Source organism: Streptomyces sp. NPDC058534 (assembly GCF_042717365.1).
Classification (GTDB): Bacteria; Actinomycetota; Actinomycetes; order Streptomycetales; family Streptomycetaceae; genus Streptomyces.
Map to the genome: position 1 here is coordinate 1 of NZ_JBHXNW010000129.1, position 14,433 is coordinate 14,433.

9 protein-coding genes are annotated in these 14,433 nt (G+C 71.6%); 6 read left to right on the forward strand and 3 right to left on the reverse strand.

Annotated elements, in window-relative coordinates; translation table 11 throughout:
- Positions 1 to 63: 63 nt before the first annotated feature.
- Both ACFWR9_RS40980 and ACFWR9_RS40985 read right to left on the reverse strand, forming a co-directional pair.
- A complete protein-coding gene (locus tag ACFWR9_RS40980) occupies positions 64 to 1,281 on the reverse strand; it encodes a trypsin-like serine peptidase (RefSeq protein ID WP_383852281.1) in 1,218 nt (405 codons plus the stop codon).
- A 143-nt stretch (positions 1,282 to 1,424) separates the two neighbouring features.
- Complete coding sequence (locus ACFWR9_RS40985; protein ID WP_383852284.1) at positions 1,425 to 2,651, reverse strand: trypsin-like serine peptidase; 1,227 nt, start codon at positions 2,649 to 2,651, stop codon at positions 1,425 to 1,427.
- Between the two features lie 347 nt (positions 2,652 to 2,998).
- Here ACFWR9_RS40985 and ACFWR9_RS40990 point away from each other — a divergent pair, with 347 nt between their 5' ends.
- The 4 genes from ACFWR9_RS40990 (at position 2,999) to ACFWR9_RS41005 (ending at position 9,174) form a co-directional block, all read left to right on the forward strand.
- Positions 2,999 to 4,294 (forward strand): aminotransferase class III-fold pyridoxal phosphate-dependent enzyme, encoded by a 1,296-nt coding sequence (locus ACFWR9_RS40990; protein ID WP_383852286.1) that lies wholly within the window; start codon positions 2,999 to 3,001, stop codon positions 4,292 to 4,294.
- Positions 4,295 to 4,332: 38 nt separating this feature from the next.
- On the forward strand, positions 4,333 to 6,324 hold the full coding sequence (locus tag ACFWR9_RS40995) for an IucA/IucC family protein (RefSeq protein ID WP_383852289.1): 1,992 nt from the start codon (positions 4,333 to 4,335) through the stop codon (positions 6,322 to 6,324).
- A gap of 50 nt (positions 6,325 to 6,374) precedes the next feature.
- The gene (locus ACFWR9_RS41000; RefSeq protein WP_383852291.1) at positions 6,375 to 7,031 is read left to right on the forward strand and encodes a GNAT family N-acetyltransferase; all 657 of its coding nucleotides are present in this window, start codon (positions 6,375 to 6,377) and stop codon (positions 7,029 to 7,031) included.
- A gap of 166 nt (positions 7,032 to 7,197) precedes the next feature.
- The gene (locus ACFWR9_RS41005) at positions 7,198 to 9,174 is read left to right on the forward strand and encodes an ATP-dependent DNA helicase (RefSeq protein WP_383852293.1); all 1,977 of its coding nucleotides are present in this window, start codon (positions 7,198 to 7,200) and stop codon (positions 9,172 to 9,174) included.
- Positions 9,175 to 9,312: 138 nt separating this feature from the next.
- Here the strand turns inward: ACFWR9_RS41005 and lexA are convergent, their stop codons facing one another.
- Complete coding sequence (lexA, locus tag ACFWR9_RS41010) at positions 9,313 to 10,092, reverse strand: transcriptional repressor LexA (RefSeq protein ID WP_383852296.1); 780 nt, start codon at positions 10,090 to 10,092, stop codon at positions 9,313 to 9,315.
- 579 nt (positions 10,093 to 10,671) lie between these two features.
- On the opposite strand from lexA, the gene nrdR reads away from it, so the two are divergent.
- Together nrdR and ACFWR9_RS41020 are read left to right on the forward strand one after the other, a co-directional pair.
- Entirely contained in the window at positions 10,672 to 11,229 is a 558-nt protein-coding gene (nrdR, locus tag ACFWR9_RS41015; RefSeq protein ID WP_383852299.1) for a transcriptional regulator NrdR, read from the forward strand.
- Between the two features lie 166 nt (positions 11,230 to 11,395).
- Positions 11,396 to 14,299, forward strand: coding sequence for a vitamin B12-dependent ribonucleotide reductase (locus ACFWR9_RS41020; RefSeq protein ID WP_383852301.1), 2,904 nt, complete (start codon positions 11,396 to 11,398; stop codon positions 14,297 to 14,299).
- Positions 14,300 to 14,433 lie beyond the last annotated feature (134 nt).

The window sequence follows — 14,433 nt, forward strand, 5'->3', positions numbered from 1 at the left end:
CCCCCGCACGTCGCGGAGGCGGGCCTTCGGCCGGCCGGGGCCAGTGCCCCCGCAGGCGCGCCGTCACTGACCGCCGTACGTCTTGCTCATGTTCTGGTACATCGCCTGGGCGTCCGGGCCCAGTTGCGGACCCGCCAGCCAGGTGTTCTCCAGCGGGCCGATCGAGGTGTTCGAGACCAGCTTGGTCTCGCCGTCCACCACCCGGAACCAGCCGCCGCCGGACGAGCCGCCGGTCATGGTGCAGCCGATGCGGTACATCGTCGGCAGCGACGGGCTCAGCGACAGCCGGCCGGGCCGGTCGACGCACTTGAACATCTTCAGCCCGTTGTACGGCGCCGCGGCCGGATAGCCCCAGGCGCCCATGCTGGGCACCTCGGTCGCGGACGGGGCGGAGAAGTCCACCTCCAGCGCGGCACCGACCGTCTCCTCCAGGGACTTGCTCCCCTGCTCGGGCTTCACGTGCAGCACGGAGTAGTCGTACGCGGCCCCGTCGCCGCCGTTCTCCGAACCGCCCTGGATCCACTGGCTGGAGGTCGACGCCCAGTTGGCCCACCAGGTGCCGTACGGCGCCATCTCGGTGGTCGTCGCATCGGCCAGCTGTGCCTCGGACTTGCCGAGGTCGTTGTACGACGGCACGAAGGCGATGTTGCGGTACCAGCCACCGCTGCCGCCGGCGTGCACGCAGTGGCCCGCCGTCCACACCAGGTTGGACTTGCCCGGGTGGTTGACGTCCTTGATGACGGTGCCCGAGCAGACCATCGAGCCCTCGGGCGAGTCGAAGAAGACCTTGCCCACCGGGGCGGCGTTCTCGTGGTACGGCGTCTTCTCGGCGACGGCCTCCACCGGGGCCGGCTCCGGGTCGGTGGCGCCCTGGTCGGCGGACGCGTCCTTGGTGGTGACGGTCTTGTCGGCCTCCTTGGCGGACTTCATCCGGTCAGGCTTCCACAGGCCCTCGATCACCGGGTTGACGAAGTCCTTGGCCTCGGTGAGCCACTTGTCCTTGTCCCAGTTCTTCCAGCCGCCGTCCTTCCACCGGTCGACGTCGATGCCCTGCTCCTTGAGCCGGTCCGCGACACCGGCCGGCAGACCGCCCTCGCCGCCACCGGTGTCACCGGCGTCGGCGGCCTGCGAGGTGCCACCGCTCGGCTTGGCGTCGGCCTCGTCCTGCTCCGAGCCGCCGCAGGCGGTGGCGGTGAGCGCCAGCGCGGTGACGAGACCGGCGGCGGCGAGTGCGGTGCGCCGCGCGCGCCGTGGCGCGGCGGACATGGGTGTGGAACGCATGCTGGGACGACCCCCGTTGGAACGTGTGTAAGTGAACCTGTGTAAGTGAACTTGTGTAAGCGATGGAACGCGCGGTGGGGCGCCGGGCCTCGGCCCGTCGCACCCCACCGTCCTGCTGATTCAGCGCGGGGTACGGGCCGCGCTCACTGGCCGGCGAACTTGCCGCTCACCGCGTCGAGCACGCCCTTGGCACCCTTGTCCAGCCGCGGACCGGCCAGCCAGCCGGCCGTCACCGGGCCGATCGAGGTGTTGGACACCAGCGCCGGCTTGCCGTCGGAACCGGTCGCGACCCAGCCGCCGCCGGACGAGCCGCCGGTCATGGTGCAGCCGATGCGGTACATCGTCGGGTCGGCGGCGTTGATGGACAGCCGCCCGGGCTTGTCCTGGCACTGGTACAGCTTCTGACCGTCGTACGGCGGCGCGGCCGGGTAGCCGGTCGCCTCGATGTTCTCGACCTCGGGCACCGCGGGCGCGTCGAAGTCCACCGGCAGCGCGGCGCCGACCGTCTCCTCCAGCGACTTGCCGCCGCTGCCCTTCTCCGGCGTCACATGGATGACGGCGTAGTCGTACGAGGCCCCGTCACCGCCCGTCGCACCGCCCTGCTCGATCCACTGGTCCGAGGTCTGCGCCCAGTCGCCCCACCAGACGCCGTAGGGAGCGACCTCCTCCTTGGTGGCGTTCTGCAGCTGCTCGGCCGACTTGCCGGCGTCGTTGTACGACGGCACGAAGGCGATGTTGCGGTACCAGCCGCCCTTCTTGCCGGCGTGCACACAGTGGCCCGCCGTCCAGACCAGGTTGGACTTGCCGGGGTTGGCCGGGTCCTTCACCACGGTCGCCGAGCAGACCATCGAGCCCGCGGGGGAGTCGAAGAGCACCTTGCCCGCGGTGGCGGCGTTGTCGTGGTACTTGGGCTCGACGGCCCGTGCCTCGACGGGCGCCGGCTCCGGGTCGGTGACGCCCTGGTCACCCGAGAGGTCGTTGTCGTCGACCTCCTTGCCCGGCTCCTCGGCGTCCCGCATGCGGTCCGGGTCCCACAGGCCCGCGATGATCGGGTTGACGAAGTCCTGCGCCTCGCGCAGCCAGTCGTCCTTGCTCCAGTCCTTCCAGGCGCCGTTCTTCCAGTCGTCGACGTCGATCCCGCGTTCCTTGAGCTTGTCCTTGATGTGGTCCGGGATCCGGATCCCGCTGTTGCCGTCGTCCGCGGCCGTCGCGGAGGCCGAGGCGTCGCCGCCCGCCTCCGGCTCCCCGGACTCGCACGCCGTGGCGGTGAGCGCGAGCGCCGAGACGAGCGCCACAGCGGCCGCGGAGGAGCCCCCGCGCCGTCCGCGCCCCTTTCCGCGCATGGTGAACGACGGACGTATGGATCGCATGGTGTTGACTCCCCCTGCTGTGAACGAACGTGGTGCCGCGCCGGCCGCTCCGGCGCCCTGGCCCGGTCTCCCGGACTTCCCGAACTCCGCGGAGCGGCGGCGACCTGGAACGGGACCACACACTATGCGGCGCCTGTGGGGGAGTTCCGACGGAACGGCAACGGTTCGGACACAGCCGCCCGGCCGGCAAGGATCTTCGGGCAACCCGTAACCCCCGGCACGCGCCGCGGTTGCTAGCGGTGGAGGTCCGCCGTCGGGTCCGCCGTCGGGTCCGGTGTGTTCCTCCGTGCCGACGACGAGCCCGGCACGACGGATCGCGTCCGGACAGCGGGAGGTGGGGGGAAGCCGTGGCGGAATCCGCGTACGAGGTGATCGCGGCCGGCGGCGGGAGTGCCGTGCGCGAGTGTGCCCGGCCCGAAGGCGGGGGCGCTCCGCGGCGTCAGCCGGCGCGCGAGACCGCGGCGCGTACCTACGCGCGCGCCCTGCCGGTCGTGCCCGTGCGGGCCCGGGGACTGACCATCGAGGACGCCGACGGCCGCCGCTACCTCGACTGTGCCTCGGGAGCGGGGTCCCTGGCCCTGGGACACAACCACCCCGTCGTGCTGGAGGCGATCCGCAGGGTTCTCGACTCGGGCGCTCCCTTGCAGGTCATGGGCCTCACCACCCCGGTCGAAGACGCCTTCGTCACCGAACTGCTGCGCACCCTGCCGCCAGGCCTCGCCGACCACGCGCGCGTGCGCTTCTGCGGACCGGGCGGAACCGACCCGGTCGCCACCGCCGTCGCCCTGGCCCGCGCCGCCACCGGCCGCACCCGGATCGTCACCCTCACCGGCGCCCACCACGCGGCGGACGCCACGGCGTGCTGCCCGGCCGACGCCGGTGAACCGCCCGCCGGAGTGCTCCTCGAACCGATACGCGGCGAGGACGGCGTACTGCCCGTCCCCGACCCCTGGCTGCGCGACCTGCGGCGGATCACGGCCGAAGGGTCCGTTCCGCTCATCGCCGACGAGACCGAGACGGGCGTCGGCCGGACCGGTGCCTTCTGGGCGGTCGAGCACAGCGGAGTCACCCCCGACGTGCTGGTCCTCTCCAGGGCGATCGGCGGCAGCCTGCCGCTGGCCGCGGTGGTCCACCGCGCCGACCTGGACGGAGGGCACGCCGGAGCGCCCGGGGCCGCAGCCTTCCGCGGCAACCAACTCGCCCTGGCCGCGGGCGCGGCGACCCTCGCCCACGTCCGCGAACACCGCCTCGCCGGGCACGCCGCCGCCCTGGGTGACCGGATACTGTCCCGACTGCGCGGCCTGGCCGAGGAGTTCGCGTGTGTCGGGGCCGTGCGAGGGCGCGGACTGCTGATCGGCATGGAGCTGACGGCGCCGGGCGGTGCGTGCGAGGCCCCTGACCGCGGCGGCCGCCGCTACACCCCGAGCGAACTCGCCGCCGCCGTCCAACGGGAGTGTCTGCGGCGCGGGTTGATCGTGGACCTGACCGGTCCGACCAGGAACGTCGTGCGACTGCTGCCGCCCCTGATCGTCACCGAGGAGCAGACGTCGGCGGTCCTGGACCGCCTCGCCGACGCCGTGCAGGCGGTGGAACGGGGCCGCGGCGACCACGGCCCACCCCACCGGGCGCACGCCGCGCGCTGAGACCCGCCGCCCCACTCCCGCACGTCACGAGGACCGCGTTGCACACCACCCCCACACCCGAGCCGAGCCCCGCCGAGCCGACCGGTACCCGGCCGCCCGCCACCCCACCGGCGGCACTCGCCACGAGGACGGTCCCCGCTCCGAGACCGGCGACCGCGGCCGCTCCGGCAACGGCTGCGGTGCAGGCAACGCCTGCTGTTCCGGCAACGCCCGCCGTTGCGGCACCGCCTGCTGTTCCGGCAACGCCTGCTGTTCCGGCGCCCGGCCACCACGCCGTGGCCCAGGCGGCGACCGTCGAGAACCTGCTCCGCTGCTGGGTCCGCGAGGCCGGCCTGGACGCTCCGGACGACGGGGTCCTGCACATCCCGCTCCCGGCCTGCGGTACCGCCCTGGCCGTTCCCGTCCTCTACCGGTCCCCGACCGGACGGCACCGCTTCGGCCTTCCGCGGCTGGTCGGCGCCCCGGCCCCGGCGCCGCCCGTGGACGCGGTCACGCTCGCCGCGCTGCTCGCGCGGGAGTCGTCCGGCGACCCGGGGCCCGACGGCACCGAACTTGTCGCGCGCGTGGCCGACTCCGTCCGCCGTACCGCCGTATTCCTCCGCGACCGTGAGGCAAGCCCCGACGGCGGTTCCGCGGCCGAAGCGGGCAACGACCTGTTCCTCGCCGCCGAGCAGGCGCTCCTCCTCGGGCACCCGCTGCATCCCACCCCCAAGAGTCGTGAGGGCCTCACCGAGGCGGAGGCCCGGCGGTACTCACCCGAACTGCGCGGCTCCTTCCCCCTGCACTGGGTGGCCGTCGCCCCGTCCGTGCTCGCCACCGACTCGGCCTGGACCGAGCGCGGCCGCCGGGTCACCGCGCCCGACCTCACCGCACGCCTGGCCGCGGACGGGCCGGCGCCCCCGGACGGATACGCGCTCCTGCCGCTGCACCCCTGGCAGTTCCGCGCCGTACAGCACCGGCCCGGGACCGCCGCGCTGCTGGACGCCGGGCTGCTCAGGGACCTCGGTGCCCAGGGCGCCCCATGGCATCCCACATCCTCGCTCCGGACCGTCCACCGCACCGGCGCCCCCGCCATGCTCAAGCTCTCGCTGGCCCTGCACATCACCAACTCGCGGCGCGAGAACCTCCGCAAGGAACTCCACCGCGGCGTCGAGGTCCACCGTCTGCTGCGCGGCGGACTGTCCCGCCAGTGGCAGGCCGTCCACCCGGACTTCGACATCGTCCGCGACCCGGCCTGGCTCGCCGTCGACGGGCCGGACGGCAGGCCCGTGCGCGGACTCGACGTGGTCGTCCGGCACAACCCCTTCCGGCCCTCGGACGACGTCTCCTGCGTGGCCGGTCTCGTCGCACCGCTGCCGCACGCGCGGGAGGACGGTTCCGACGGGCCGGAGGCTTCCGACGCCGACGCCACCCGCTCCCGCCTGGCCGGTCTCGTCACACGACTCGCCCGGCGGACCGGCCGCACGCGCGGGGCCGTCGCCGCCGAGTGGTTCCTGCGCTATCTCCACCACGTCGTCCGTCCCGTCCTGTGGCTGGACGCCCACGCGGGGATCGCCTTGGAGGCGCACCAGCAGAACACGCTCCTCCTGCTGGACGCCGACGGCTGGCCCGCAGGCGGCCGCTACCGCGACAACCAGGGCTACTACTTCCGGGAGTCGCACCGCGCGGTACTCGACGCCCGACTGCCCGGCATCGGCGAGCGGAGCGACACGTTCGTCACCGACGCGGTCACCGACGAGCGCTTCGCGTACTACCTCGCTGTGAACAACGTGTTCGGGCTCATCGGTGCCTTCGGCTCCCAGCGCCTCGCCGACGAGGGACTGCTGCTCGCCGCCTTCCGCCGTTTCCTGGGCGGGTCGGCCTCGGGTTCCGCCCCGCTGGGCGGTTCACTTCCGGCGCACCTGCTCGACTCGCCCGTCCTGCGCTGCAAGGCGAACCTGCTGACCCGGCTGCGCGGACTCGACGAACTCGTCGGCCCGGTGGACACCCAGTCCGTCTACGTCACCATCGCCAACCCACTGCGCGCCTGAGCAGCGCGCCGCCCCGTCTCCAGCCCCTCCGTCCCCGAGAGAGCGAACCCTTGGTTTCCACCGACGCGAGTGCCGACGACACCCTCGACCTGCACCTTCCCGCGGAGTTCGTCGCCCTCTACGGGAAGGCGGGGGACGACCTGCTCGGCCGGGTCGCCGACTGGGGCCCGGCCGACACCCCAGCGGGCGCGTTCCACCTGGTGCCCGTCCACGCCGAGCGGGACGTTCCGCTCATCGCCCGCTGGATGAACGACCCCGCCGTCGCCGCGTACTGGGAACTCACCGGGCCGCCGAGCGTGACGGAGGACCACGTACGGGCCCAGCTCACCGGCGACGGACGCAGTGTCCCGTGCGTCGGAGTGCTCGACGGTGTGCCGATGAGCTACTGGGAGATCTACCGGGCCGACCTCGACCCGCTGGCCCGGTACTGTCCCGTCCGGCCGCAGGACACCGGCATCCACCTTCTGATCGGCGACGACTCCGACCGGGGGCAGGGCATCGGGACCACGCAGATCCGGGCCGTCACCGACCTCGTCCTAGCCGCGCGGCCCGCCTGCACGCGGGTCCTCGCCGAACCCGACGTCCGCAACGCGCCCTCCGTCGCGGCGTTCCTCGGCGCGGGATACCGGTATTCCGTCGAGGTCGACCTGCCCGGCAAGCGGGCCGCCCTCATGGTCCGCGAACGGGCGCCGCGCGAGTCACCGTGACGCGCCGGCCCGCTCCCCCCGGCCCCCATCCTCCCGCCGACCAGTCGCCCGTCCCGGAGACACCCTTGCCTCACCTGTCCCCCCAGCCCCTCCCTTCGCCTCTCCCGTCCCTCGAACCCGCCTTGCCCACGCGATTGTCAGTGCCGGGTCGTAGGGTGGTCGCGCTATGACGAAGCCCTCACTCCCCGAACTCCTGCACGCCGCTGTCACCGCCGTCGGCGGCACGGAGCGTCCCGGCCAGGTGGCCATGGCCGAAGCCGTCGAGGAAGCCATCGACGGCGGCTCCCATCTGCTGGCCCAGGCCGGCACCGGCACCGGAAAGTCCCTGGGCTACCTGGTGCCCGCGCTGGCGCACGGGGAGAGGGTCGTCGTGGCCACCGCGACGCTGGCCCTCCAGCGTCAGCTGGTCGAGCGCGACCTGCCCCGCACGGTCGACGCACTCCACCCCCAGCTGCGCCGCCGCCCGGAGTTCGCGATGCTCAAGGGCCGGTCGAACTACCTGTGCCTGCACCGGCTGCACGAGGGCGCCCCGCAGGACGAGGAGGAGGGCCTCTTCGACCAGTTCGAGGCCGCCGCCCCCACCAGCAAGCTGGGCCAGGACCTGCTGCGGATGCGCGACTGGGCCGACGAGACCGAGACCGGCGACCGCGACAACCTCACGCCGGGCGTCTCCGACCGGGCCTGGTCCCAGGTGTCGGTCTCCTCCCGGGAGTGTCTGGGCGCCACGAAGTGCGCCTACGGCGCCGAGTGCTTCGCCGAGATGGCCCGCGAGCGCGCCAAGCTCGCCGACGTCGTCGTCACCAACCACGCCCTGCTCGCGATCGACGCCATCGAGGGCGCCCCCGTCCTTCCGCAGCACGAGGTGCTGATCGTCGACGAGGCGCACGAGCTGGTCTCCCGCGTCACCGGCGTCGCCACCGGCGAGCTGACCCCCGGCCAGGTCAACCGCGCCGTGCGCCGCGCCGCGAAGCTGGCCAACGAGAAGGCCGCCGACCAGCTCCAGACGGCCGCCGAGGGCTTCGAGCGGCTGATGGAGCTGGCGCTGCCGGGCCGCCTGGAGGAGATCCCGGAGGACCTCGGCTACGCCCTGATGGCGCTGCGGGACGCCTGCCGCACGGTCATCTCGGCCATCGGAGCCACCCGCGACAAGTCCGTGCAGGACGAGGACGCGGTCCGCAAGCAGGCCCTGGCCTCCGTCGAGGCCGTGCACGACGTGGCGGAGCGCATCACGAACGGCTCCGAGTGGGACGTCGTCTGGTACGAGCGACACGACCGGTTCGGTGCGTCTTTGCGGGTCGCTCCGATGTCCGTCGCGGGCCTGCTGCGCGAGAAGCTCTTCACCGACCGCTCGGTCGTCCTGACCTCGGCGACCCTGAAACTGGGCGGGGACTTCAACGGGGTCGGGGCCTCTCTCGGCCTCGCACCCGAGGGCACCGAGGGCGACGACGTGCCCCAGTGGAAGGGCGTCGACGTCGGCTCGCCCTTCGACTACCGCAAGCAGGGCATCCTCTACGTCGCCAAGCACCTGGCCCGGCCCGCGCGCGACGGCGACCGTGGCGACATGCTCGACGAGCTGACGGAGCTGATCCAGGCCGCAGGCGGCCGCACCCTGGGGCTGTTCTCCTCGATGCGCGCCGCCCAGCTGGCCGCCGAGGAGCTGCGCTCCCGCATCCCGGAGTACCCGATCCTCCTCCAGGGCGAGGAGACCCTGGGCGAGCTGATCAAGAACTTCGCGGCCGACCCCGCGACCTGTCTCTTCGGCACACTGTCGCTGTGGCAGGGCGTCGACGTCCCCGGGTCCAGCTGCCAGCTGGTCGTCATGGACAAGATCCCCTTCCCGCGTCCGGACGACCCGCTGATGAGCGCGCGCCAGAAGGCGGTGGAGGAGGCCGGGGGCAACGGCTTCATGGCGGTCGCCGCCACGCACGCGGCCCTGCTGATGGCGCAGGGCGCGGGCCGGCTCGTGCGGGCGTCGGGCGATCGCGGGGTGGTCGCCGTACTGGACCAGCGGCTGGCGACGGCCCGGTACGGAAGCTATCTGAAGGCGTCCCTGCCCGACTTCTGGTTCACCACCGACCGCAACCAGGTCCGCAGGTCCCTCGCCGCCATCGACGCGAAGGCACGGGAGACGGAAGGTGCATGAGCGCCGGCCCGCGCACAGCGACAGGCCCCGCCCAGCGCGGGGCTCCGCACAGCGCTGGGCCCCGGAACCGGCGCAGAGGTTCCGGGGCCCGGTCGGGTCGGCGGGGCGCTGTCGTGGCGTGCCCGCCCGCCGTGGCGCTCAGACGCGACGCAGTACGGCCACCACCTTGCCGAGGATGGTCGCGTCGTCACCGGGGATCGGCTCGTAGGCCGAGTTGTGCGGGAGCAGCCAGACGTGGCCGTCCTCGCGCTTGAAGCGCTTGACGGTGGCCTCACCGTCGAGCATCGCGGCGACGATGTCGCCGTTCTCGGCGACCGGCTGGCGGCGGACCGTGACCCAGTCGCCGTCGCAGATGGCGGCCTCGATCATCGAGTCGCCGACCACCTTGAGGACGAACAGCTCGCCGTCGCCGACCAGCTGCCGGGGGAGCGGGAAGACGTCCTCGACGGACTCCTCGGCGAGGATCGGGCCACCGGCGGCGATGCGGCCGACGAGCGGGACGTACGACGCGGCCGGCTTTCCTGCGGTGTCCGTGGGCTGCACGGTGGCGGCCTGGTCGGAGCCGCGCACCTCGTAGGCGCGCGGGCGGTGCGGGTCGCGGCGCAGGAAGCCCTTGCGCTCCAGCGCCATCAGCTGGTGCGCGACGGAGGAGGTGCTGGAGAGACCGACGGCCTGCCCGATCTCCCGCATCGACGGCGGGTATCCGCGGCGCTGCACGGAGTCGCGGATGACCTCGATCACCCGGCGCTGGCGGTCGGTGAGTCCCGAGCTGTCGGCCCGGATGCCGGGAGGTCGGCCCGGTAGGGAGCGCTTGTGTCCCTCGGGATTCGCGGCGTCGCTCATCGCGTGCGCAGGCTCAGGTCGGCCCTGGGGGCGGTCCTGGCCAGTGATGGTGGCACTGTCGGCGGTGGTGGTCACGTCGGCCCCTCTCGATGGTCTCCCTGCTGCACAACGGTAGTAGCTTTCGAAAGGTTGCGCCAAACACACGTTCGAGTGAAAAAACGTGAATCGCTCGCTCGTACTGTGTGTCTGGGTGTATGGCTACCGCGCTGGCCGACGGACAAAAGGGCACATTGCTGTACTCTTCACCGCCGTGGTGACAACCTCGGGGATGTCGCCCCAGTCTGCCATCCGGCGACCCGTTCGACGGGGTGGGGCTCTCATCTGTTGCGGTAGTCCCACGTACCCTCCGCGCGGTGCCCACGGTATCTCCGCATGCCTCCCGGCGATACGGCCGTTCGGGTGCGCGGGCGCGGCCGCGCGCGGGTGCGACACGCCGCCACGGCGCGGACGTGTGCGTACGGAGACGACGCGCGTGCGGGGCGTGTTTGTATGAGCCAATCCCCACATCTAGTGGTTGGATTGCAGCAGCGGCCCATAAGTTGTGGTCCCCCGGGTCTTCGAGCTCGCCGCGATCGCCTATGCTGGGGGCTGCTTCGAGGGGCCTGAAGGGCCTTTCGAGGCTATTGAGTCTGCTGTGAGGAGGGTTCGGAAGCCATGCACTGTCCCTTCTGCAGGCACCCCGACAGCCGTGTCGTCGACAGTCGTACGACCGACGACGGCACGTCGATCCGCAGGCGCCGCCAGTGTCCTGACTGCTCCCGTCGGTTCACGACCGTGGAGACGTGCTCGCTCATGGTGGTGAAGCGGTCCGGGGTCACCGAACCGTTCAGCCGCACGAAGATCATCAACGGTGTGCGCAAGGCCTGTCAGGGCCGGCCCGTCACCGAGGACGCGCTCGCCCAGCTCGGCCAGCGGGTCGAGGAGGCGGTGCGGGCCACCGGAAGCGCCGAGCTGACCACCCACGACGTGGGGCTGGCCATACTCGGCCCGTTGCAGGAGCTCGACCTCGTCGCCTATCTGCGATTCGCCTCCGTCTACCGGGCGTTCAATTCGCTCGACGACTTCGAGGCCGCGATCGCGGAGCTCAGGGAGGCGACGGGACACCCCGGCGGCGACGGCGACGGGGCCGTCGAGGGGAGCCGGGAGAACGAGAAGGACCGCGGGTCCACGGGGGCGGCACAGGTCCCCGAGCCCGCCGGCGCCGCCGACTGACCGGCGCGCCGGACCCGGCTTCGGCGCCGGGGCCCGGCCGGACGGCGGCGAGCCACAAAGGCCTGTCGTGGACGCAGTGAGACATGTCCTCGACACCAGACAGAACACCGTGCCACGGGAACAAACGCGGCACTTCAGGGCGTTTTCGCCCGTACAGGGAGGCGGCATGACAGAGACGGCGAGCGGTCCGGCACGGAGTTCCCGCGCCAAGGGCACCAAGGCGGGCAAGGGACTCCGCGTTGAGCGCGTCCACACCACTCCCGGCGTCCACCCCTACGACGAGGTGGCCTGGGAGCGTCGTGACGTCGTCATGACCAACTGGCGCGACGGCTCGGTCAACTTCGAGCAGCGTGGCGTCGAGTTCCCCGAGTTCTGGTCGGTGAACGCGGTCAACATCGTCACCAGCAAGTACTTCCGGGGTGCCGTGGGCACCCCGCAGCGCGAGGTGAGCCTGAAGCAGCTCATCGACCGCATCGTGAAGACGTACCGGAAGGCCGGCGAGGACAACAAGTACTTCGCCTCGCCCGCCGACGCCGAGATCTTCGAGCACGAGCTGGCCTACGCTCTCCTGCACCAGATCTTCAGCTTCAACAGCCCCGTCTGGTTCAACGTGGGCACGCCCCAGCCGCAGCAGGTCTCCGCCTGCTTCATCCTGTCCGTCGACGACTCCATGGAGTCGATCCTCGACTGGTACAAGGAAGAGGGCATGATCTTCAAGGGCGGCTCCGGCGCCGGCCTGAACCTCTCCCGGATCCGCTCCTCCAAGGAGCTGCTCTCCTCCGGCGGCAACGCCTCCGGGCCGGTCTCCTTCATGCGCGGCGCCGACGCCTCCGCCGGCACCATCAAGTCCGGTGGTGCCACCCGCCGCGCCGCCAAGATGGTCATCCTCGACGTCGACCACCCCGACATCGAGGACTTCATCCAGACCAAGGTCAAGGAGGAGGAGAAGATCCGCGCCCTGCGCGACGCGGGCTTCGACATGGACCTGGGCGGCGACGACATCACGTCCGTCCAGTACCAGAACGCCAACAACTCGGTCCGCGTGAACGACACGTTCATGAAGGCCGTCCAGGACGGCGGCAAGTTCGGCCTGACGTCCCGGATGACCGGCGAGGTCATCGAGGAGGTCGACGCCAAGTCGCTCTTCCGCAAGATGGCCGAGGCCGCCTGGGCCTGCGCCGACCCGGGCATCCAGTACGACGACACCATCAACCAGTGGCACACGTGCCCGGAGTCCGGCCGCATCAATGGCTCGAACCCGTGCAGCGAGTACATGCACCTGGACAACACGTCCTGCAACCTCGCCTCGCTGAACCTGATGAAGTTCCTGAAGGACGACGGCAAGGGCCACCAGTCCTTCGACGCCGAGCGCTTCTCGAAGGTCGTGGAGCTGGTCATCACCGCGATGGACATCTCCATCTGCTTCGCGGACTTCCCGACCCAGAAGATCGGCGAGAACACCCGCGCCTTCCGCCAGCTCGGCATCGGCTACGCCAACCTCGGCGCCCTGCTGATGGCGACCGGCCACGCGTACGACTCCGACGGCGGCCGCGCCCTGGCCGGCGCCATCACCTCCCTGATGACCGGCACGTCGTACCGGCGCTCCGCCGAACTGGCCGCGATCGTCGGCCCGTACGACGGCTACGCCCGCAACGCCGCGCCGCACCTGCGGGTCATGAAGCAGCACTCCGACGAGAACACCAAGGCCGTCCGCGTGGACGACCTGGACACGCCGGTCTGGGCCGCCGCCACCGAGGCCTGGCAGGACGTGCTGCGCCTCGGCGAGAAGAACGGGTTCCGTAACTCCCAGGCGTCCGTCATCGCCCCGACCGGCACCATCGGTCTGGCGATGTCCTGCGACACCACCGGCCTGGAGCCCGACCTCGCGCTGGTCAAGTTCAAGAAGCTGGTCGGCGGCGGCTCGATGCAGATCGTCAACGGCACCGTCCCGCAGGCCCTGCGCCGCCTGGGCTACCAGGAGGAGCAGATCGAGGCGATCGTCGCCCACATCGCCGACAACGGCAACGTGATCGACGCCCCCGGTCTCGCGCACGAGCACTACGAGGTGTTCGACTGCGCCATGGGCGAGCGCTCCATCTCCGCGATGGGCCACGTCCGCATGATGGCCGCCATCCAGCCGTGGATCTCCGGCGCGCTCTCCAAGACGGTGAACCTGCCGGAGTCGGCGACCGTCGAGGACGTCGAGGAGGTCTACTTCGAGGCCTGGAAGATGGGCGTCAAGGCGCTCGCCATCTACCGCGACAACTGCAAGGTGGGCCAGCCCCTCTCCGCCAAGACCAAGGAGAAGGAGAAGTCCGCGACCGACGCCGTCACGGAGCAGACCGAGGCGGCCATCCGCGAGACCGTCGAGAAGGTCATCGAGTACCGCCCGGTCCGCAAGCGCCTTCCGAAGGGTCGTCCCGGCATCACCACCTCCTTCACGGTGGGCGGCGCCGAGGGCTACATGACGGCCAACTCCTACCCGGACGACGGCCTGGGCGAGGTCTTCCTGAAGATGTCCAAGCAGGGCTCGACCCTCGCGGGCATGATGGACGCCTTCTCCATCGCGGTCTCCGTCGGCCTCCAGTACGGAGTGCCGCTGGAGACGTACGTCTCGAAGTTCACCAACATGCGCTTCGAGCCGGCCGGCATGACCGACGACCCGGACGTGCGGATGGCGCAGTCGATCGTCGACTACATCTTCCGCCGCCTGGCGCTGGACTTCCTGCCCTTCGAGACGCGCTCCGCGCTCGGCATCCACTCCGCCGAGGAGCGTCAGCGCCACCTGGAGACGGGTTCGTACGAGCCCTCGGACGACGAGGTCGACGTCGAGGGCCTGGCGCAGTCCGCGCCGCGCGCCCAGGAGCTGAAGGCCGTCGCCACGCCGAAGGCCGAGGTCGAGGCCGTCAAGCCGGTCCCGCAGCAGGCGCACACCAGCGCCGAACTGGTGGAGATGCAGCTGGGCATCCAGGCGGACGCCCCGCTCTGCTTCTCCTGCGGTACGAAGATGCAGCGGGCCGGTTCCTGCTACATCTGCGAGGGCTGCGGCTCGACCAGCGGTTGCAGCTGATCCCTGAAGCCTGATCGCTGATCTCTGATCGCCGGTGAGTAACGGTCTCGGGGAAAATTGGGGTTCGGGCGTGCTGGCCTGGTGGGTCGGTTGGCGGGTGATCAGCAGGCGCTGTCCCGGGCGAGGACCAGTTC